The sequence below is a fragment of the Vreelandella sedimenti genome (genome assembly GCF_013416325.1).
Classification (GTDB): Bacteria; Pseudomonadota; Gammaproteobacteria; order Pseudomonadales; family Halomonadaceae; genus Vreelandella; species Vreelandella sedimenti.
In genome coordinates this window covers 418,749-440,330 of the sequence record NZ_JACCGK010000001.1, presented here as the reverse complement: position 1 = coordinate 440,330, position 21,582 = coordinate 418,749, and the positions used below count along the sequence as shown (strand labels likewise).

The following is a 21,582-nucleotide window of genomic DNA, read 5'->3' as shown; positions in this document are numbered from 1 at the left end:
AACTTACGAACTAGCGCAGCGAGGCCATATTTGCCTCTCTGCGCTTATTTCATAGTAACTGACAGACTATCCTGATTTATGCTGCTGATAGCGATAAGCTTTGATCAAAAGCGGTGAGCACCATAGTAGAATCACCGCAATGCCAAGCCCCGCACTGATTGGTCTTGCAAAGAAGCTCGTTAAGTCACCACCGGTACGCAACATTGCGCTCATGAAATTATTTTCAACAACGGAACCCAACACTAACCCAAGAATGGCTGGCGCCATTGGAAAGTCATTCACCGCCAATACATAAGCCACTAGCCCTACAATAAGCATTAACCAAATATCCACAACGCTATTATTGATAGCGAAAGCCCCCACAATGCAAAAGCATAATATTATGGGCATGAGTACCCGGCTGGGTGTTAGAATGAAAAACTTTGAAAGTCGGATAGCCATATAGCCAATAGGCAGCATCATCAAGTTAGCTAAAATAAACACCATAAACAGCGCATAGATCAACCCACTCCCATCCATAAAAATAGTGGGCCCAGGATTCATCCCTTTCATATATAAAACGCCAATTACGATGGCCGTAATAGAGTCACCAGGAATCCCAAAGACTAAAGCGGGCACCCATGCACCACTGATACCGGAATTATTAGCGGAGCTTGCATCCATGATGCCTTCTATATTACCGGTGCCATATTTGGCACTCTCTTTTGACCTACCCTTTCCCACACCATACGAGATCCAGGCCGCAATATCTGCACCCGCGCCCGGCAGTGCACCAATCAACGTGCCGATTGAGCTACCACGTATCATGTTACGCCAGTAACGTTTAATATGCCCAGGTACATTGTGGAAGACACTATCGTTATCGACGATACTGATTGTTTTCTTCTCAGATTTTGAAGCGTAATAGCTCATCAGTTCATTTAGAGCAAACATACCAATCATAACGGGTATAAAGTTAATACCGGCCATAAGGTCGGGCACTCCAAATGTAAAACGTGGAGCACCACTCATCATATCAAGCCCTACGGTTGAAAGCAGAATGCCAAAAAGAAGTGAGAGAAATGCTTTTGTTCTAGAACCAACTGAAATAAAAATTGAACAGCTTAACCCAAGTACCGCAAGCCAAAAGTACTCAAATGCACTGAACTGCAGCGCTACCTCAGCAAGGGATTGAGCTACAACAATTAAAACGATGGTGCCAAAAATACCGCCAAAAACAGAACATACTAAATTAATACCTAAGGCCTCTCTTGCCCTACCTTTTTTCGCTAATGCGTAGGACTCCCCTACATAAGCAGCCGATGCAGGCGTGCCCGGTATATTTAGATAGGTGCCCGGGATATCACCCGCAAAGATCGCCATCGCCGATGTCGTTACAATGGCAGCAATAGCCGGGATGGTATCCATGTAGAAAGTCAAAGGTACTAATAGTGCTACTGCCATTGTCGCAGTAAGGCCGGGGACTGCACCTACAAATATACCAAACAGTGACGCCGCTAAAATAACCAGCAAGGTTTCAAAGTTTAAAACCAGCCCAACCCCATTCATTAAGATATCCATGGCAGGCTACCCCCTAATAGAAGACCTTGCGGCAATGGAACGAGCAAGTAGCGCGAGAAGATAAAATAAATAGCTGACGACACTACTAGAGACGTTGCCAATGCTATGTAGGGTGATGTTTTTCTTAATAACATTAGCAAAAGCATAATGATCATTATCGTCAACATTGCACCAAGGTAGTCGCTTGCCAGGATATAAAAGACAATCGATATTGGTGGCAACAACATTGCCCAATTCGTTTTCTCAGGCAGTGAGCCAGCGAGGGATGGACTACCGTGTGCTTCTTGCGCGACAGCTTTTTTTCTAAGCCATAATGCATTTAAGGCAAGTACAGCCCCACCGAGGCAAAATCCCCCCCCTATGAGGGAGGGGAAAAGCGAAGGTCCATACTGAAGGCTTGGTAGAGTAGGAAACTGCTGGGCAGTAATGATCGTAACAATCCCAGCAATAACGAACCCTATTCCGGCGAAAAAATCCCGCATTGTCATTCCTCAGTTAGCTAAGCCAACTTGTTCAACAATTTCACCGAATACGCTATCCATATCTTCCATGAGTTGGCCAAACTCTTCCGCGTTACGCCACTCGGTACCAAAACCTTGCTGACTCATAAACCCTTGATAAGTATCACTGTTGTAAGCAGCCTCTAGTGCTGATTCAAGTGTTGCTACTACTTCTGGATCCATGCCTTTAGGCCCTGCAATTCCACGCCACTCGCCCACTTGATAGCTACTACCGATTAACTCATTAGTGGTGGGAACATCAGGGAAGCTGGGTATACGCTCTGGAGACATTACCGCAAAGCTCTTCACGCGACCGGCCTCAATCATTGAGCGGGCTTCGGGTACCGAGCTTGGTACAATATCAATCCCTCCAGACACCAGCTCAGTCATCGCTGGTGCTGCTCCTTCACTAGGAATCCAAATCACTTGGTCGGCGGGAATACCTTGATCCATCAAAAAGCCAGCAAAGGCTAGATGCCACACACCGCCTTGGCCAGTACCCGAAGCAGTAAACGTGCCTTTAGGCTCAGAGCGTATCGCTTCAAGGAGCTCTTCAAGGGTTTCATAAGGAGAGTCGGCTGCTACCTGTATGCCTGGAAAGTCATAGTTGATTTGAGCAATGGGCGTAAAGTCTTCATACGTAAGGTTCGTTAAACCCAACCAATGCATCATGTTAACTTCGCCAGTAGCCAAGCCAATCGTATAACCATCTGGCTCAGCATTTATCATGGCGGTATGACCAACAACGCCACTGCCCCCGGTTCGGTTAACAACATTAACGTTTTGGCCCAGTTCTTCTTCCAGAGCACGAGCGATAGTTCGCGCCGTCGCATCAGTGCCACCACCAGCAGCCCAAGGCACAATCAACGTGAGGGGGCGCTCGGGGTAATCCGCAAGGGCAGAGCCAGACGCTGTCATAACAGCTGCTGCTATACTTGAAGCAAAAATAGCTTTAAGGGAATGGTTTGTAATTATCATATTCATTTTCCTTTAGTAATGTATTGCTTACAATTAATTATCATTTTTGGAACTGTATGCCTTATTACTTTACCTTTTTCTTGCCAAAGACCTCCTTCACGGACTATTAAGTGGATAAAACTTTATTTATCAGAAAACTTCTTTGAGCATGTCATAAAAGTCTTCCTTAGAGGGCACACGCGGATTGGTCGCCGTGGAATGGTCTTCCAATGCCCACTGAGCTAGTCGATCCAAGTGCTCTTCCATGACGCCCATTTCGCTCAAGCTAGCAGGCATCCCCAATTTCACATTGAGCTTTTCAAATGCTTCAGCTAAATCGTCGTTAGGATTGAGACCCATCGCGTCTTTGAGGCAAGCATATTTTTCCTCACAGCCGGGGTGGTTAAACCTTAGAACAGTCGGCAACAACACAGCATTGAGCGTACCGTGGTGAAGTTTTAGTTCGTGCAGACCGCCTAGCGCATGGGATAAGGAGTGCACTGCACCCAGCCCCTTCTGAAAAGCCATAGCGCCTTCAAGGGCTGCCATCATCATTTCATTTCTAGCCGTTAAGTTTTCGCCGTTTTCAACTGCCTCTACTAGATATTTGCTAGCGCGCGTCAGCCCATCCAAAGCAATCGCGTCAGCCGGAGGATTCACCTTGGGGCTTAAAAAGGTTTCAACGCAGTGAGCAATCGCATCCATACCCGTGGCGGCGGTCAAAAAAGGTGGTAGACCTAGCGTCAAACGCGGGTCACAAATAGCGACCGAAGGAATGAGATAAGGAGAAAGAAAGCCAAGTTTGCGATTGTCTTTCATGGTAATCAATGAGGCTCTTCCCACCTCACTACCGGTTCCCGCCGTTGTCGGTATTGCTATTAATGGCAGCACATCGGCTTTAATTTTTGTTACACCTCCTTCAATCGCAGCGTATTGGCGTAACGGGCCAGGATGATTAAAAAGTAAGGCGACCGCTTTAGCTAAATCAATGCTGGAACCACCGCCAACGGCAATAATGCCATCACATTTGCTTGCACGCAGGTAAGTAAGCGCTTGCTCTACCGCGACTTCCGTAGGGTTGGATGGCGTATCATCGAAAACAAATGCGCTATCATCAAGCTGAGCAGACTCAATAACGTGTGTGATAAGAGGGGTAGCACTGAGCCCCTTATCAGTCACAAACAATGGTCGCTTTATCTTCAGCAATTGCAGCTCATTGGCTAATTCCGTAATAGCACTATCACCGAACTGAATTTTTGTTAAATAATTGATTATGTGGGGCATTGTCACTTCTCATTATTGTTTGGCTCGTGAACCCAGTAATCGTCTTAGCAAAGGTGTCATACAGTATGACTGCGTGACAACAGTTTAGTAATGTATTTTGCAGCTGCCAAGGCCTTTACAAAAAACGCCTAGCAAAACTGTGAACGGTGGCTCAAAGATGAGCATGTTCACGCTGCCCATCCACCAAGCGGATTACCTTCAGGGGATTGCTGTCCTTCAGCGCCTCCGGCAGCAAGGCCATGGGGAGATCTTGGTAACACACAGGCCGTAAGAAGCGGTGGATGGCCGCGCGGTATCCAAATCTACATCATCCATCTGCAGCGTAATGTTGAGCTGACCTTCCAACTGAGCAGTAATCGGCAATTAGCGTTGTGGGCCGTGTGTATGAAAGCAATCTAGACCAGATGACTATTGCGCTCAATGATCATTATATAGAACAATAGTCTAATCGACGTACGCGGCCGGCTTGCTAGAGTGCATCCACAATGATCGCTTTTAAGCTTGCGCCTGGCCCTTGCAGCAAAAGCCCAATAATCAGCTTGAGGTAAACGATGAATCTCATTAATTCCCCGTCAGTTATTATTCATCTCAATCCGCGGGATAACGTAGGTGTTGCCTCAAAAGCAGTTCCAAAAGATATACCCATTGATAAAAAGGGCACGCTTGCTCAAGAAAATATTGATGCGGGACATAAAGTTGCGCTCACGCATATCAAAAATGGCGAGACCGTTTTTAAATATGGCCAACTGATTGGGCTGGCTGCGCGGGATATTGATCCTGGTGAGCATGTGCACACCCACAACCTCACCATGATTGAACTCAGTTCTTCATTGGAAGATTTTCAGCCCCATCAAAAAACCGTCACCGTTAGCCATTCACGAACGTTTCAGGGCTACCAACGGGCTGATGGTAGCGTGGGAACGCGTAACTATATTGGTATTCTCTCTACCGTGAACTGTTCTGCCACGGTGGCTAAAGCCGCTGCGGACGTGCTCAATCAGTCTGGGGAATTAAGCCAAATGGGGTTCGATGGTGTAGTGGCCATTACCCATGGTTCTGGTTGCGCCATGAATACTGACTCAGAAGGTTTTGCCTTTCTTGAGCGTGTTATCGCGGGGTATGCCCAGCACCCCAACTTTGCCTTTGTACTCATCATTGGCCTGGGTTGTGAGACCAACCAGGTAAAAACATTAGTCAAAAGAAAGGGGTTGGAAGATGCCTCGCGGCTGGCTTACTTTAATATTCAAGACGCGGGAGGGACACGCACTAGCATCAAAACGGCCTGTGATCACATCATGCAAATGGCCACCCAACACGGCCAACAACAACGCACGCCCGCCTCTCTTGAACATTTAGTGGTTGCATTGCAGTGTGGCGGGTCAGACGGCTACTCAGGTATTACCGCGAACCCAGCTTTGGGCCATGCCGCCGATCTTATCGTGCAACATGGTGGCAGCGTTATACTCGCCGAAACCCCCGAAATCTATGGCGCTGAAAACCTCCTGATAGACCGCTCCATCAATGAGAACGTCGCCCAGAAACTACTCGATCGGATTACCTGGTGGAAACATTACACCGAGATAAATGGCGCTGAGCTAAACAACAACCCTTCCCCAGGCAATAAAGCGGGTGGGCTATCAACTATCCTAGAGAAATCATTGGGCGCGGTAGCTAAAGGCGGAACGTCGAGCCTTAACGACGTGCTGCTGTATGCTGAGAAAATGACCACGCGCGGTTTTAACTTTATGGATAGCCCTGGCTATGACCCGATTTCGGTCACGGGACAAATAGCCTCCGGTTCTAACGTAGTCTGCTTTACCACTGGACGAGGTTCAGTCTCAGGCTTCAAACCCGCCCCCTGCCTTAAGCTCGCAACGAATACCTCCATGTATGAGAAAATGCATGAAGACATGGATATAAACTGTGGCGTTATTGTTGATGGCACCGACAGTGTAGAGAGTGTTGGAGAGCAGATTTTTGAGCGCATTATTGCCATCGCTTCGGGCGATATGAGCGCCAGCGAATCACTGGGTTACGGTAATAATGAATTCGTTCCCTGGCTGGTAGGTGCCGTCACCTAAACACCCATTAAAGAGCAATTAACTGACTATGACACAAACGCTGCGCGACCAGCTCTACACGGCTCTTAAGCAGAGTATTGTTGGGAAACGTCTTGAACCCGGTTTAGTACTGCTTGAGGGAAATATAGCGGAGCTGTTTGGTATTAGCCGCTCGCCCGTTCGGCAAACATTAAGCCGGTTGCACGAAGAGCAGTATATCTGCCGTTTTGAGGGGCGCGGCTATTTAGTAGGCGCATCGCCAGGTGAGGTAGTGCGGCGTGCGCTCAGTGAGCATGATTTCAAACAACTTGGCCATGCCCCAAAAGTAGACCGTATCGTTTCTTGGCGGGCGCATATCGACAGCGTTGAACATGACATCGTTTTATGTTCGATTAAGGGTGCGTTTGAACTCAATGAGCTGCAGCTTTCCAAAACGCTCAATGTCAGCCGCACGGTCACTCACCAAATCTTGCTCTATTTACAGTCTATCGGTTTAGTCGAAAAGATTAAATATAACAGCTGGAGCGTGGTGCCTCTGAATGATCAGCGGTTACATAATCTTTATGAAGCACGTCGCCAATTAGAGCCTTATATGATTGCGCGAGCCACACAACATATGCCAGAAAGTGCCATTAAAGGCTATATCACCAAACTCAAACACGCTGCTGAGAGCTATCCTGATATAAAGGGGGAGCTACTAGATGAGTTAGAAAACGACCTCCATCATGCTGCCGTTAGTTTAGGTGATAACCAGGAGGTCATGAATATGCTCCGGCGCACGCATCCTATCTTATTAGTCAGTAAACACCTGCTTGGACGAGTACTAAAGCTTCCCGATCAAGACCCTTTCTTCGATGAACATTTATGGATATTTGAAAAAATGCGCCTGCAACAACCTGCGCAAGCAGGCGAAGCCTTGGCAACCCATTTAGAGCGTTCAGAATCCAAGGTGCTCGACCGGCTAATTAACTTCCGAGAATCAGGTGATATCGATATACCGCTTTACCTACGCTAATAATCAAATAACGAACGTGGATGCCCCATCTCTCCAATTGAAGCAATGTATCGACCTGCTAAACAAGGATTACGGGAAGCCTTGACGGGCTCATCTAGATAGAGGAACTAATAATGACAACGTCACGTACTATCGGATTTATTGGCACGGGCATTATGGGTGCGCCGATGGCAGCACGCTTGGCACATGCAGGACACCAAGTGCTTGTCTGGAATAGAACAAAAAGCAAAGCCAACCGTTTAGAGTCGGTGGGTGCCGCCATCGTAGAAAAGCCCGAAGAGGCCGTTGCCGAAAGCGATGTCGTTATCGTTATGCTTAGCTCTGGGCCTGTGTGTGATGAAATGCTGCTGGGCCCTAACGGCCTACTCAATGCCATGCAGCATGACGCCACACTTATTGTCATGAGTTCAATACCTGTCGAAACCGCTCGCCGTCAAGCAGAAGAAGCCGCCAAGAGCCAGATTAATTACTTTGATGCGCCGGTTTCTGGCGGTGAGCGGGGAGCGATCGACGGCACACTGGCCATTATGGTGGGCGGAGATGCCGTAAGTTTTAAAGCAGTAGAACCCATACTCTTATCTCTCGGCAGGCCCGTTTATGTTGGCCCTGCAGGTAGCGGGGAACTTGCTAAGCTCGCCAATCAAATGATTGTGGCCAACACCATTGCTACCGTGGCAGAAGCCATACTATTGGCAGAACAGGGCGGGGCAAGCCCCGAGCGAATGCTCAGTGCGCTTGAAGGTGGGTTTGCTGACTCGACCATTTTGCGTATACACGGTCAGCGTATGATTCAAGAAAACTTTACCCCGGGTGGGCCAGCGAAATGGCAATTGAAAGATACTCAGACCGCGATGGCTTTTGCCGACACGCTACATCTTAAGCTACCGGTTTCGTCATTGGTCAACACACTTTTTGAAGAGCTCGTCGATCAAGGGGATGGCGAGTTAGACCATAGCGCCTTAATCAATCAACTCAGACGGCGCAATGATTAAGAGAGCCTGACAACAACAAATTTAGGAGAATAAATACAATGAACCACCATTACGACGTTCAGGAAATTACGCAATTCAGCACCGCTTTACTTGTGGCAGCCGGGCTCGATGAAGAAAAGGCTCAAGCAGTTGCCGAGATACTCGTCGAAGGCGATTTGATGGGACACACGACTCACGGGCTTCAGCTACTATCCCCTTACCTTGGCGAGATTCAGTCTGGCCGGATGCCTGTGTCAGGTGAGTATGAGGTAATCTCCAAACGCGCTGCCGTGCAGACATGGGATGGTCATTATCTTCCCGGCCCCTGGTTGATCATTAAAGCAATGGAAACCGCCGAATTGATGGCCCGCTCCTGCGGCACAGGGACGGTCGTGATTCGATGCTCAAATCATATCGCCTGCTTGGCGGCCTATCTGAAACGTGCCACTGATCAAGACCTAGTGGTGGTGATCGAGTCATCCGATCCTGCGACTAAGTCGGTTGCCCCATATGGCGGTTTGCAAGCGACACACACCCCTAACCCTATCGCTGTGGGCTACCCGACAGCTTCAGGCCCGGTTCTGTTAGATGTCAGCACATCCATTACCACTAATGGCATGGTCGGCCGACTTCACAAACAAAACAGCCAACTGCCGTACCCGTGGCTTAAGGATCACCAGGGCAATGCGACCGATCAACCTACCGTGCTGTTCGATGAGCCTAAGGGGAGCATCATGCCAATTGGTGGTCTTGACCATGGCCACAAGGGATATGCGCTGGGGCTAATGGTGGAAGCCTTAACGTCTGGGCTCGCTGGATTTGGCCGTGTGCAGGCGCCTTCACAATGGGGTGCCTCGGTCATGGTGCAGGTCATGGATCCCGAAGCCTTTGGTGGGCTCGATGCCTTCAAACGCGAAACCGGCGCTTTGGTGGATGCTTGCCGTAACAATCCTGTTGAGGAAGGTAGCCCTCCAGTACGAATTCCTGGCGAGCGTGGGCTTGCCCTCCATAAGCGTTATGCGCAGGAGGGCGTGCCTCTTCCAGACGGTGTTCCCGAAGCTCTAGCCGATTGGTCGGAACGTCTGGGGGTTACTTTCCCTCAGGCGCTGCAGTAACAGCCGCTCATGCGTAAGTCTAGTGGGCGATATTTCAGGTGTGGTGAACCAACTCATCAGAGGCGACTATGAAACATGAACGCATCGGATTCATTGGGCTTGGCTTAATGGGCAAGGAAATGGCCAGACATATCGTACGTAACGATTATCCGCTAACGCTGATGGCCCATAGGAATCGATCCCCCCTTGAAGCGCTATGCAAGGAAGGCGCGACGGAAGTTAGCACTCCCGCAGAGATCGCAAGAAATAGCGATATTGTTTTTATCTGCGTGAAGACATCCGAACAGGTTAGCGAAATCGTCAGCGGGGCTGACGGTTTAATGGTGGGAAGCCATGAAGGGCTTATTATTGTCGACTGCTCTACGGCTCATCCCGAATCAACTGAGCGCCTTGCGAAAACCGTAGAACATCAAGGGGTGATACTCGTTGACGCGCCTTTAGCACGTACACCTCGTGAAGCCAGAGATGGACGGCTAAATGTCATGGTGGGTGGCGATGCCTCCACAGTGGCGCGCATTACGCCTGTCATGGAAAGTTTCGCGGAAAACATCTTTCATGTGGGTAAGGTTGGTTCAGCGCATAAACTGAAACTGATTAATAATTTTCTCTCGTTAGGGGCTGCTGCTCTAGTCAGTGAGGCGGCCACTATGGCGGCTGGCATGGACGTTTCACAAGACAAACTCCTGGAAATTTGCTCACAAGGGGGAGCCAACAGCGCGATGCTCGCTCCCGTTATGGAGTGGGTACTGCAGAAGGAGTGCACGAAGTTACAGTTCAGTCTTGGTAATGCTGAAAAAGATATGCGCTACCTGACTGAAACGTTAAACGCCTATCAGCTAGCCCCCCATATGCTGCCACCGCTTTGCGAGTTTCTTACGTTAGCTCGATACGACGTGGGGGAAGATAGCTTCGTTCCCCAAGCGTACGACAGCTGTATAAAACGAAATAAGATCGTATCCGATTGAGGCCACTAAGATAGCTTCTTGGCTACCTCATATTTTCATATAAAGCCTTCACTCGATAAACGCTTCGGTAGCCTCACGGTGACCGTATAGAAACGCATCGGCGACCTGGCGCAGCGGGGCCACATCCACCTCGCTGCGCCCGCTTGCGACCAGCTCGGCAAAGCGCGCGTAAAGGCCTTGATATTCGCGCTCCTCCTCTTCAATGATCAGCTCATTGTCGATGGCCAATCGACAGCCGCCCTGAGTGAGACTTAGACGGCTGCCATCACTGTCGATATGCATATCCCACGTTGGCGGGCCGCTTTGTAAGAAGTCGAAATCAGCTTCGATCACCGCGCCTTCTGGGTCTGTAAAGGATAGCTTTGCCGCAATCGGAGTTTGCGCATTGCTCGGCACCAGCAGCCGCGCCCGTTGCAGGAAAAACGGTTGAGGCAAGATGGCGGTCGCAATCGACAGTGCATTAATACCGGGGTCGAAAACACCCATGCCACCGGGCTGCCAGATCCACGCCTGGCCTGGATGCCATACCCGCACGTCCTCTTTCCATTCAATCTCCACCCGCTGAACCTGGCGATCGGCTAACCACTGCTGGGCCTGAGCCACTCCGGGGGCAAACCGCGAGTGCCAGGCGGCAAATAGGCTAACGCCCTGCTTCTGAGCGCAGGCAATCAAGTCCTCCACTTCGCTTAACGTCGCCCCTGGCGGCTTCTCAAGCAGCACGTGCTTGCCACGCATCAGCGCTGCCCGCGCCTGGGAGTAGCGCAGGTGCGTCGGCGTGCAAATTGAGACGGCGGTAATTTCAGGGTGGGCTTCGAGCATCGCTTCCAGGTGTTGATAGGCGGGTAGTTCCGGCAGCGAGGCGTGGGGATCCGCCGTGGCGACAAGATGGCAGTTTGGGGTGGCGGCTATGGCAGGAAGATGCTGGTCTCGGACAATTTTACCCACGCCCACTAGGCCGAGATTAAAGCCAGAGTTGAAGTCAGACATACGCTTGCCTTTGTTTTTAACCATTGAAAATGGGTTCAGGAGGTGGTGTGGGGCAGCTCAACGCTGCGCCCTAATGAACTGACGCTGTGTTCAAGCCCCAACGCTGCGGCGGTGCCCGCCAACACCGCTTGGGATGCTAAAAACGCCTCCCGAGGGCGGCGCAGACGAATGCTCTCCATCAACTGACGGTGGCGCTCCAGGCTTTCTTCAGGATCTGGAGCGTTCTCGTTGGACATGGAGATCAGCATATAGATGGAGGGGCGCAGGATATGCGATAGCTGCGCCCAAACAATATTGTGGGTCGCCTTGAAAATCGCCTCGTGAAAAGCGACATCACACTCGCTGTGCAGCCGCCGCTCCTCTTCGCAGGTTGCATTACGCAGATTCTGCCCCAGGCCTTCAAACGCCTCTTCGATTGCAACCAGATCCCGCGCCTTGGCGCGCTTGGCGGCAGTCATCGCCACATAGGGTTCAACGTCTAATCGAAAGGCAAGAATTTCACGTTGAATATCCGGGTTGGGTGCGGCGTAGCGGGTTAACCAGTCGGTCACCTGGGCATCGAGAATATGCCACTCTGAGTACTCACGTACTTTGGAACCATGGCCGGAGATACGCTCGATAATTCCGGCATCAACCAGTTGGCGCAGATCGCTGCGCACCGCTGAGCGGTTAATCGCAAAGCGTTCGCATAGATCCATTTCCCGGGGCACCAGGTCACCAGGGTGATAGCGACCACCGAAGATCTCCTCGGCGAGATGTTCGGCGATACTGGGACGAACGGCTGACTTACTGAGAGATGACGTCACTGCGATAAGACCCTATTTCGATTCCTGCCAATCATAACGTACTTGACCGGTCCACTGTTACCGGTGGCGAAGGTTCGAGACCTGCCCGCATCCTCAGCTCTAACCGCCGTTCATAGAGGCCCTTAGCACTCAATGTGCCCAGCACCAGAACGCCGCCGACCATGGCCATCGGCGCTGGCTGTTCGGCCAAAATCCACCAGGCCAACAGCGTGCCTATCACCACTTCCAGCAACAACAATAGGCCCACTTCAGCCGAAGGCAGATAGAGCGGCCCACGCTGCAGCAGCGTGACCCCGCACGGCACAATGATCAGGCAGAGTAGAATCACCACGGCAAGCTGGTTAGCGGCAGGCAGGGTCGGCTCACTCCCTGCCAGCCAAAACAGCCCCGCGATGCTGCCGACAATAATGCCGTTAAACACCAGCATCGGGCTCATATCCACCCCCGGACGGGTACGACAGAGGGTAAAGTTAATCGCCAGGGTTGTCGCCGCCATCAAGGCGAAAGCGTTGCCAACCCAGGAACCTGCACCCGCGTCATCCAGGGCGATCATCGCGATACCCAGCATACAAATAAAAATCGCCAGCCAAGTGCGCCTGGGCAGACGTTCCTTGAGGATGAACCAAGAAAGCACGGCAGCGATTAACGGCGAACTGGCCAATATCATCAACACGTTGCCCGCTTTGGTGTACTGATTACCCAGCACAAAGCCACAGGTGGTCAGGCTGAACAGCAGCGCTACGGCAATGCCCGTCCAGCCGCAGCGCCGATAAGCCGCCAGAGTGCCACGGCCATAGCGCAGTAGGGCGATCAGCAAAAAACCCAGCCCAGACAGAAAGCCGCGCCACATTAGTATCTCTGCATCGGGCAGGTCGGCTACCTTGATCAGCAAGGCATCCGGCGCCATGATCATGGCGCCACCACCGGTCAATAGCAGGCCCTGCTGGCGAAGCGAAAAGGTACTCCAACGACTCATGTGTGGTAACGATTCCTTTAGTGATTATCCCTGGGCGGATGCTGGCGGGCCACATCGCGATACTTAGTCGCTGGCTCCAACGTCATACCGCGATCCAGCGGTTCGACCATACTACGCTGGATCTCTTGCCAGGGGGTCTGATGGCCTGGGTAACGGTAGCCGCCTTGCTGAGCTAAGCGCTCGCGGCGCGCCTCCAACTCACTCGCCTCAATCAGCAATTGTACCTCACCGCGCTTAAGATCGACCCGCAGCCGGTCGCCGCTTTCCAGCAGTGCCAAGCCGCCACCCGTGGCCGCTTCTGGGGAGGCATTAAGAATCGACGGCGAGCCGGAAGTGCCCGACTGGCGGCCGTCGCCCAAGCAGGGCAGTGATTCGATGCCCTGTTTGATCAGCGCCTCCGGGGGCTGCATATTAACCACTTCGGCACCACCAGGATGCCCTACCGGCCCTGCACCGCGCATTACCAGAATAGTGCGTGCATCAATGTTCAGCGCTGGGTCATCAATACGGGCGTGGTAATCCTCGGAGCCATCGAATACCACCACCTTGCCTTCAAAGGCTTCCGGGTCGCTGGGGTCATTCAGAAAGCGCTCGCGGAAATCCCGTGAGATCACGCTGGTTTTCATCAGCGCCGAATCAAAAAGATTGCCCTTGAGATTGAGGAAGCCCGCATGATCCACCAATGGATCGTTATAGCGACAAATCACGTCAATGTCTTGAGTTTCACGGCCCTGCAGATTATCGCCGATGGAGCGGCCATTGACCGTCAGCGCATCGCTGTGCAACTTATCCGCCGTTTGTAATTCGTGCAGAATCGCAGGAACGCCGCCGGCGCGGTAGAACTCTTCACACAGGAAAGCACCGGCAGGCATGACGTTGGCCAGCAGCGGGATTTCATGGCCCAGGCGCTGCCAGTCATCATTATTAATTTCAATGCCCGCATGGCGGGCAATCGCATTGATATGCACCGGCGCATTGGATGAACCACCCAGTGCCGAGCACGCCACGATGGCGTTCTCAAACGCTTCGCGGGTCAGAATGTCCAGCGGGCGCAGGTCTTCCCACACCATATCGACAATCCGCGTACCCGTGTCGTAGGCCACCATCGCGCGCTCTTTATAGGGCGCAGGAATCACCGCCGATCCCGGCAGGCTCATGCCCAGGACTTCCGCCATGGAGTTCATGGTAGAGGCGGTGCCCATGGTGTTGCAGTGGCCTATCGAGGGTGCTGAATCGCTGGCACGGGAAAGGAACTCTGCGTAGTCGATATCCCCTGCTGCCAGCCGCTTGCGAAGCTCCCAGATAATCGTACCTGAGCCCACCCGTTCGGCGCCGCGCCAACCATTTAGCATCGGACCACCGGAGAGCACAATGGCCGGAATATTCACCGTTGCCGCGGCCATCAGCGCAGCCGGGGTGGTTTTATCACAGCCAGTGGTCAATACCACGCCGTCTAGCGGGTAGCCGTGGAGCACTTCCACGATTCCCAAGTAAGCGAGGTTCCGATCCAGCGCAGCAGTGGGTCGGCGCACGTTCTCATGAATAGGATGCATGGGAAATTCAAACGGCACGCCACCTGCGGCGCGAATTCCGTCTTTAACCCGCTTAACCAAGTCAATGTGGTGGCGGTTGCACGGGGTTAAATCAGAGCCCGACTGGCAAATACCAATGATCGGCTTACCGCTGGTCAACTCATCCAGAGTAATACCGTAATTTAGGTAGCGCTCAATACATAGCGCCGTGGTTCCGGGGTGATCAGGGTTATCGAACCAGTAGCGTGAACGCAACTGCTCAGGAGTTATTCGCTGAAAATTGGCCATGGTTCCGCTCCACGCCTAAAGTAAATATACAAGTCGGCAGGCGCGCTTTAGGCACTCAAGCTGCCCACCAACAATATCGATGAAGAAAGCTTCCTAAAATGTAGGGAAGAGTTGCCATGACGGTACGCGTTCTTACCCGCGGCGTCGATACATACAAAAGTATATGTTGAACATATATCAAAAACGTTAGACATTCACCTAAGGGAGCGGCACTTACACCTCTATAAGCGAGTGACGCTTACACACAACAACAATCAACCACGCTGCAGCTCGCTAGGAATATCCCCTTAGCGTAGCGACCTGCAGCACGCCAGGAGAGTGACGACTATGCACCATCTTTGGAAACGCACCCTATTAATGACCGGCGCTACACTGCTCAGCTCAGGCATTGCCTACGCGCAAACGCCTGACCTTTCCGATCCGCCAGAGATAGAGGGCGGCACCGTGGGTGACCACGGCAGCGTCACTCTGCGCATGGGATTGGGCTTGGCGGAAAGCTCGCCTCAATATATCTCTAGCCAATACTTTGCGGATATTCTCGACCAGCGCAGCGAAGGGCGTATCAGCGTTAATATCTTTCCCAACAGCCAGCTTGGCGATGACGTGCAGATGATGGAAATGCTGCAAACCGGTACGCTGGATATGACCTACCCTTCCTCTTCACCCGCCACAGGTTATGTCGAGGAGCTGGCAGTCTTTGACCTTCCTTTCCTGCTGCCTACCCGGGAAGCGGCTATAAAGGCCATGCGTAGCGATGCTGCCCAGGAAATGCTCGATGCCTTCGATGGCAGCGGTCTAAAAGCCCTGGCGTTTTCTGAAAACGGCTTCCGCCAGCTCTCCAATAGTGCACGTGAAGTCGCTTCGCCAGAAGATGTGGCGGGCCTGGACGTGCGTGGCTTGTCTATTCGCACCATGGAGAACCCAGTGCACTTGGCTATTTGGGAGGCGCTGGGCGCCAACCCGACCCCGATGGCATTTGGTGAACTCTTCTCCGCCATGGAACAAGGCGTTGTCGATGGCCAGGAAAACCCTTGGAGCACCATCCTGACCTCCAATTTCTATGAGGTGCAGGACTACGGCTCCGAAACCCGTCACGTTTATACACCCTTCATCAAGATGATCTCTCAGCGTACCTGGGATCGCCTCGATCCAGAGTATCAGGAACTTGTTCAGGAAGCCGCGCTGCAAGCAGCGGATTACGAAATCCAGCTTTCCAGCGAGTACGACGACTGGGCACGGGATCAGCTTGAAGAACGCGGCATGCAAATTACCCGTCTTAATGACGAGCAGATTGCCGCTTTCCAGGAAGCCGTGCAGCCGGTTTACGAAGAGTGGGCACCGCGAATCGGCGAAGACCTCGTGGCTGAATTCCAAGAGATTGCTGAATCGACAATGACCGAGTGATCCCATCCCTGCCGCCGAATAAAAAAGGCGGCAGGATTAATTGGTAGCATGAGAACTAAGAAGCGTCCGAGAGGCGCTTTTTAAGCTGCATATAGGTGCCGTAGTGACGGTCGAGGTGGCGCCGCATGGCTGCTTCGGCCGCATCTGGGTCACGAGACTCTATCGCTGCGATTATTTCGGTATGCGCAGCGGTAGCCGCTTTGTCTTCGTCCTTCTGTTGCAGTACCAGCGCACGGCGATCGTCCAACCACTCCGAGAGCGCCACATGGATAGCATCGAAAATGGGGTTACGGCCAATGCTGGCCAACACGCCATGGAAGTCATTATCAGAGCGTTTAAAGCGTGCTTCATCACCTATTGCATCGCGATTATCCGCTAATGCATCGCGCAGCCTCGCTAGATCCTCTTCGCTGGCATTGCGCGCCGCGTAGCGAGCCAAAGATATCTCGAACATGGCCCGCGCTTCCTGGAAATACTGTTGACCATCGGGCTTAGAAAGCAGCTGTCGTGTTACCCCAGAAAGCCTGGCCATCACCGCCTCAGCGGTGGGACGAATTACCCTGGCACGGGTACCGCTGTTGATGGCGATAAGTCCTAGCTGTTGCAGGTGGAACAGTGCTTCACGCACCGCGGGTCTGCCAACACCAAACTGCTCCATCAACTCCCTCTCTGAAGGCAGTTGATCGTTTTCACTCAGCCGCCCCTCAAGAATCTCCGCCTCAAGCTGCTCAGCGACCTGTTCTGATAGCGTTTTACGCTCGATCCGGTATCTGCTCATAGGCAGTCACCCCTGGTTAACCTGGAATTTTCCGCCATTTTACTGCATTTCTGTTCATTATCCTTCAAACCAACCGAGAGAGCGGCGCTATTTGGTATTGCTCGGCGATCTCGGCATAGGCGATTTGATTGGCAGAATCGAGCGGAATGCCTTCGGCGTCGCGCTGGGCCTGGCAGCGCCACTCGCGATCACCTGGTGCCATTACCTGGGCATTGGGAGCAGCAGGCTGGGCGCGCAGGTCGGCTAGATACTCGGCCATTCCGTGCGCAAAAGTGCCTGAATCCACAAACGCATCCGGTTTCATGACCAGAAAGAAGTGCCCTACTCCGCGTGGCGTCGACATATCTGGCCCACCCATGGGCAGCAGTTTGAAGCCATGCTGCATGCCCGACAGCATCGAACTCAGAACCTCAACCATGCCACCCAACCCCGCGCCCTTGAAGCCAAAGCCGCTACCACCCAGCGGTAACAGTGCGGCCACTTCACCAGGAACGCGGCTTACCTGCCCGGCAGCATCCGCCGCGACCTGGTCGGGCAGTTCACGCCCAATCGCCCCGTACTGCTGCACGCGATTCCAGGGCACCGAGCTGGTCGCCATATCCAGCAGGTAAGGCGACTCGCCCGCCACCGGCGCCGCAAAGGCGATGGGGTTGGTACCGTGAAAGGGCTTGGCGCCCTCATGCAAAAGCACGAACGGATCCGAATTGCAGAACGCCATGCCGAGGTATCCGCGCTCAGCCGCTGCCAACGCATAGCACCCCGCCGCGCCGAAGTGCGACGAGTTGCCCACCGCGACAGCGCCCATCCCCACCGTTTCGGCCATCGCCATGGCATGCTCCATGGCGGTATAACCCGCGAGGTGCCCCAACCCGTCGTCAGCATCCAGAAAACCGGTCGCCGCAAGTCGCTGGTGGAACTGCATCTCGGGCGCGCCGTTGATCCGCCCGCCCTTGAGCGCCTGCAGATAGTGGGGCAGCAGACGCAGGCCATGGCTGTCGATTCCCATACGTGAGGCGGTAATCAGCGCGCGAGTGACCGCGCTTGCTGATACCTGATCAGCACCTGCCGCCTTCAGAACGGCTTGCATGAAGCGGGCAAGGTCTTCGCGAGCGACGCGAAAATTTGACGACGTATCTCTCATTAAACGATAGCTCCTGGTTTCAGTCAGGCTATTGGCTGACCATTGGCCAGCCTCGGTAATGCTTAACGATAAATCAGTGTTGGCAGCCACAGAGAGATGGCTGGAATGAAGGTAACCAATAGCAATGCAATGACCAGCGGCACCAGGAACGGCAGCGTGCCACGCATGCATTTCTCGAAGGAAATTCCAGACACTCGCGACAGTACATACAGCACCATGCCTACCGGCGGCGTTAGCAAGCCGATCATCAGGTTGAGCACCATGATTACGCCGAAGTGCACCGGATCGACACCCGCAGTAATGGCCACCGGCAACAATACCGGCACCAGGATGGTGATCGCCGCAATGGTCTCCATAAAACAGCCCACCAGAATCAGCACAAGGTTGATGATGATCAGCGTAGCGATGGGGTTATCGGCAAATGGCCCGAGCAGGGTCACGACATGCTGCGTGACCTGATTGCTGGTCAGGATCCAGGCAAATATCGAGGCACCAGCGACGATCAGCAGGATCACGGCAGTGGTTTCAATAGTTTCCATGCTCACCTTAAGCAGGCGGCGCCAGGTCAGGCTACGATAAACCACTCCCCCCAGCACCAAGGCGTAGACCACCGCAGCAATCGCCGCTTCGGTAGGCGTGAAGGCCCCCGACATTATGCCGCCGACGATGATGACCGGTGTTAATAGTGACAGGAAGGCGCGCTTGAACGTATGACCAAGCACCGGAAACGAGAACACCGCATCGCGGGTATAGCCGCGCCGCCGTGAAATGATCGTGATCATGGCCATTAGTACCAGCCCCATTAACAGGCCCGGTACCAGACCGGCGACGAACAGCTGGCCGACCGACACCGAGGCCATTACGCCGTAGATAACCATCGGCAGACTCGGCGGAATAATCGGGCCGATGGTCGAAGATGCCGCGGTGATACCCACCGAGAATTCCTCGTCGTAACCGGCATCTTTCATGGCCTTGATTTCAATGGTGCCTAGCCCCCCAGCATCGGCGACTGCGGCTCCTGACATGCCGGAAAAAACAATGCTGGCGCCTACGTTGACGTGCCCCAGACCGCCACGCATCCAGCCCATCAATGCCTTGGCAAAGTCAAATATCCGCACGGTAATGCCGCCGTTGTTCATTAGGTTACCGGCAAGTATAAAGAACGGAATCGCCAACAGGGGAAAGCTGTCGACGCCGTTGATCATGCGATGCATCACGACAACATCGGGCACTCTGCCGGTCAGCAGCACATACAGCAGGCACGAGCCGGCAAGACTAATGGCAATCGGCACCCCCATCACCAGCAGGGTAAAGAGCGCCGCAAACAGGAACAGTAAATAGTGTTGGGTGACGGCCAATGCGATACAGCCGAGTATCGCGACAGCCGCGACCAATGGCGGCACTATCGCACCGCCGCGCCTCACAGCCAGAATGTTGGGCATTGGGGTGATCTCCGAGAGAGTAGCGTGTTGGCGTGTTGTTATTGGGTATTGAGCAGTTCACTGGTACCCGAGCGCCAGTGACGAATAGCCACCTCCACCCCTCTCACCAGCATCATGATAAAGCCCACCATCACCAAGTAGTAAAGCCAGCTTTTAGGGATATCCACCGAAGTCATCATGGCACTGGTACGATCAGCCAGTTTGAAGGTGATCCAGGCCATGCTGGCGAAGAAGGCAATATTGATCAGGTCTACCAGCGTCGACATCACGCGTCCCAGCCACCCTGGCATGTAGCGATAGAAGAATTCCACTGCGATATGTGATCCCTTCCGCACGGCCATGGTGCTGCCCATAAAGCCCACCATGACCAATAGATAGCGCGCCATCTCCTCCGTCCAGGCGATGGAATTACCCAGCACATAGCGGCTGAAAAACTGCATAAAGACATCCAGTGCCAGTAGCCAGAAGATCCCAAGCGTCAGGAAATCCTCCAGGGCATAGTCGTGAATGTTGAAGGAATCATCGTCGAGACCTGCAAGGCTGGTCTCGTCAGTAGAGTCAGTTTGGCTCATGGAAGGCTCCCGCTTCGCCCCACCCGAGGCTTGGGCGGGGCGAGTCTTGGTCTACGAAAAAACGATCCCGGAAACGTACGGATTCTGGAAAACTCAGGCCTCGCGGCCTTGCTGTCCGATAGTCTGATTACTGGCCGATAGCCTGCAGACGATCATAGGTTTCCTGGTCCCAAGTCGCCGCTTCACCGTTATGGGCAGGAATCGTGGCTTCGCGGAAGGGTTCTATATCTACTTCGTTGACGGTCACACCCTGCTCTTCGAACCAAGCCACCAGCGCTTCCTCGGATTCCAGAATATCTTGGGTGATGCGCTCGCCGGCTTCGGTGTAGACCTCACGGAAAATCTCGCGATCCTCCTCGGAGAGGCGATTCCACAACGGGCCACCAGCGATGGTGATTAGCGAATCGGTGATATGCCCGGTCAGATTGATATAGTCCTGCACCTCATGAAACGCCTTGGCGCGAATGGTCGGCAGTGGGTTTTCCTGAGCATCCACCACACCTTGCTGCAGCGCCAGATAAACCTCGGAGAAAGCGATTGGAGTGGGGTTGGCGCCCACTGCTTCGGGGAACATCATGTACATTGGCGCATTGGGCGTACGAATTTTCAGGTCTTCCATGTCCTCCGGCGTATTGATCGGTTCGTTGGAGGTTACATGGCGACGGCCGTAGTAGTTCATGGCCAGCGGTACGTTACCGGTTTCATCCTGATAGCCCTGGGCGATTTCCTTGAACAGGTCGCTATCGGCATAGGCCTGCCAATGGTCAAAATCGCGGAACATATAGGGCGCGCCAGCGATACCCACCGGGCCATAGAAACGACCGGCAAATTGGTTGCCGGTGTAGATCAGATCAACCGTGCCCAGCTGTAGGCCTTCGTTGATGTCCGACTCCTTACCCAGTGACGACGCCGGGTGGACACTGATCGAATAACGGCCATCAGTACGCTCCTCGATTTCATCTGCCGCCCACAGTGCCCACTCGTGGTAGGGCTCGGATGTTTCATAGACGTGGGCAAAGGTGAGTTCCTCTTGCGCATGCACAGCACCGGTCACTGAGAGACCACCGGCGATAAGCGTAGCGGTCAGCAGGCGGGCCATCTTAAGCGAGTGTTGGCGTTTGTGACTCATCGTGTACTCCTCACAACCATTGGATTTGTTGTTGGATAGTGTGATTTGCTGCTATTTATTGTGATGTATTGGTTATTTTTTAAGCGGCGGCAACCAACGT

General features: G+C 53.0%; 19 protein-coding genes. 6 read left to right on the top strand and 13 right to left on the bottom strand.

The features are described from left to right. Window positions 1-66 precede the first annotated feature (66 nt). From HZU72_RS01975 to gbd, 4 genes are all read right to left on the bottom strand, one after another. Window positions 67-1,560: a tripartite tricarboxylate transporter permease gene (locus tag HZU72_RS01975; RefSeq protein ID WP_180090101.1), complete on the bottom strand. Its 1,494-nt coding sequence runs from the start codon at window positions 1,558-1,560 to the stop codon at window positions 67-69. Continuing rightward, a complete protein-coding gene (locus HZU72_RS01970; RefSeq protein ID WP_180090098.1) occupies window positions 1,548-2,042 on the bottom strand; it encodes a tripartite tricarboxylate transporter TctB family protein in 495 nt (164 codons plus the stop codon). The genes HZU72_RS01975 and HZU72_RS01970 overlap by 13 nt, the downstream gene beginning before the upstream one ends. Before the next feature lie 9 nt (window positions 2,043-2,051). Then, window positions 2,052-2,978 (bottom strand): tripartite tricarboxylate transporter substrate binding protein, encoded by a 927-nt coding sequence (locus HZU72_RS01965; RefSeq protein WP_223828101.1) that lies wholly within the window; start codon window positions 2,976-2,978, stop codon window positions 2,052-2,054. Between the two features lie 189 nt (window positions 2,979-3,167). After that, window positions 3,168-4,301, bottom strand: a complete 1,134-nt coding sequence (gene gbd / locus HZU72_RS01960) for a 4-hydroxybutyrate dehydrogenase (RefSeq protein ID WP_180090094.1) — start codon at window positions 4,299-4,301, stop codon at window positions 3,168-3,170. 551 nt (window positions 4,302-4,852) lie between these two features. Between gbd and HZU72_RS01955 the strand changes: the two genes are divergently transcribed. The 5 genes from HZU72_RS01955 to HZU72_RS01935 all read left to right on the top strand — a co-directional run bounded on the left by HZU72_RS01955 (window position 4,853) and on the right by HZU72_RS01935 (window position 10,427). Further along, the gene (locus HZU72_RS01955; RefSeq protein ID WP_180090092.1) at window positions 4,853-6,382 is read left to right on the top strand and encodes a UxaA family hydrolase; all 1,530 of its coding nucleotides are present in this window, start codon (window positions 4,853-4,855) and stop codon (window positions 6,380-6,382) included. Window positions 6,383-6,410: 28 nt separating this feature from the next. Next, on the top strand, window positions 6,411-7,376 hold the full coding sequence (locus HZU72_RS01950) for a GntR family transcriptional regulator (RefSeq protein ID WP_180090090.1): 966 nt from the start codon (window positions 6,411-6,413) through the stop codon (window positions 7,374-7,376). 113 nt (window positions 7,377-7,489) lie between these two features. Then, window positions 7,490-8,368, top strand: a complete 879-nt coding sequence (locus HZU72_RS01945; protein ID WP_180090086.1) for an NAD(P)-dependent oxidoreductase — start codon at window positions 7,490-7,492, stop codon at window positions 8,366-8,368. Window positions 8,369-8,406: 38 nt separating this feature from the next. Beyond that, entirely contained in the window at window positions 8,407-9,462 is a 1,056-nt protein-coding gene (locus tag HZU72_RS01940) for an Ldh family oxidoreductase (protein WP_180090084.1), read from the top strand. A 68-nt stretch (window positions 9,463-9,530) separates the two neighbouring features. Next, entirely contained in the window at window positions 9,531-10,427 is an 897-nt protein-coding gene (locus tag HZU72_RS01935) for an NAD(P)-dependent oxidoreductase (protein WP_180090082.1), read from the top strand. Window positions 10,428-10,475: 48 nt separating this feature from the next. On the opposite strand, the gene HZU72_RS01930 is transcribed toward HZU72_RS01935, so the two are convergent. Genes HZU72_RS01930 through HZU72_RS01915 form a run of 4 tightly spaced genes read right to left on the bottom strand, consistent with a single transcriptional unit; the run spans window position 10,476 to window position 15,016 of the window. Beyond that, window positions 10,476-11,414, bottom strand: a complete 939-nt coding sequence (locus HZU72_RS01930; protein WP_235975912.1) for a Gfo/Idh/MocA family protein — start codon at window positions 11,412-11,414, stop codon at window positions 10,476-10,478. Window positions 11,415-11,449: 35 nt separating this feature from the next. After that, the gene (locus tag HZU72_RS01925; protein ID WP_180090078.1) at window positions 11,450-12,220 is read right to left on the bottom strand and encodes a FadR/GntR family transcriptional regulator; all 771 of its coding nucleotides are present in this window, start codon (window positions 12,218-12,220) and stop codon (window positions 11,450-11,452) included. Window positions 12,221-12,251: 31 nt separating this feature from the next. After that, on the bottom strand, window positions 12,252-13,196 hold the full coding sequence (locus tag HZU72_RS01920) for a DMT family transporter (RefSeq protein ID WP_180090076.1): 945 nt from the start codon (window positions 13,194-13,196) through the stop codon (window positions 12,252-12,254). A gap of 17 nt (window positions 13,197-13,213) precedes the next feature. Next, window positions 13,214-15,016, bottom strand: coding sequence for an IlvD/Edd family dehydratase (locus HZU72_RS01915; protein ID WP_180090074.1), 1,803 nt, complete (start codon window positions 15,014-15,016; stop codon window positions 13,214-13,216). A 327-nt stretch (window positions 15,017-15,343) separates the two neighbouring features. Here HZU72_RS01915 and HZU72_RS01910 point away from each other — a divergent pair, with 327 nt between their 5' ends. After that, window positions 15,344-16,420 (top strand): TRAP transporter substrate-binding protein, encoded by a 1,077-nt coding sequence (locus HZU72_RS01910; RefSeq protein WP_180090072.1) that lies wholly within the window; start codon window positions 15,344-15,346, stop codon window positions 16,418-16,420. A gap of 55 nt (window positions 16,421-16,475) precedes the next feature. Here the strand turns inward: HZU72_RS01910 and nanR are convergent, their stop codons facing one another. The 5 genes from nanR to HZU72_RS01885 all read right to left on the bottom strand — a co-directional run bounded on the left by nanR (window position 16,476) and on the right by HZU72_RS01885 (window position 21,482). Further along, window positions 16,476-17,198, bottom strand: a complete 723-nt coding sequence (gene nanR / locus HZU72_RS01905; RefSeq protein ID WP_022521913.1) for a transcriptional regulator NanR — start codon at window positions 17,196-17,198, stop codon at window positions 16,476-16,478. A gap of 64 nt (window positions 17,199-17,262) precedes the next feature. Next, on the bottom strand, window positions 17,263-18,339 hold the full coding sequence (locus tag HZU72_RS01900; protein ID WP_180090070.1) for an Ldh family oxidoreductase: 1,077 nt from the start codon (window positions 18,337-18,339) through the stop codon (window positions 17,263-17,265). 62 nt (window positions 18,340-18,401) lie between these two features. Further along, window positions 18,402-19,781 (bottom strand): TRAP transporter large permease, encoded by a 1,380-nt coding sequence (locus HZU72_RS01895; protein ID WP_180090068.1) that lies wholly within the window; start codon window positions 19,779-19,781, stop codon window positions 18,402-18,404. 38 nt (window positions 19,782-19,819) lie between these two features. After that, entirely contained in the window at window positions 19,820-20,353 is a 534-nt protein-coding gene (locus HZU72_RS01890) for a TRAP transporter small permease (protein ID WP_180090065.1), read from the bottom strand. Window positions 20,354-20,480: 127 nt separating this feature from the next. Then, window positions 20,481-21,482, bottom strand: a complete 1,002-nt coding sequence (locus HZU72_RS01885) for a sialic acid TRAP transporter substrate-binding protein SiaP (protein WP_180090063.1) — start codon at window positions 21,480-21,482, stop codon at window positions 20,481-20,483. Between the last annotated feature and the right edge of the window lie 100 nt (window positions 21,483-21,582).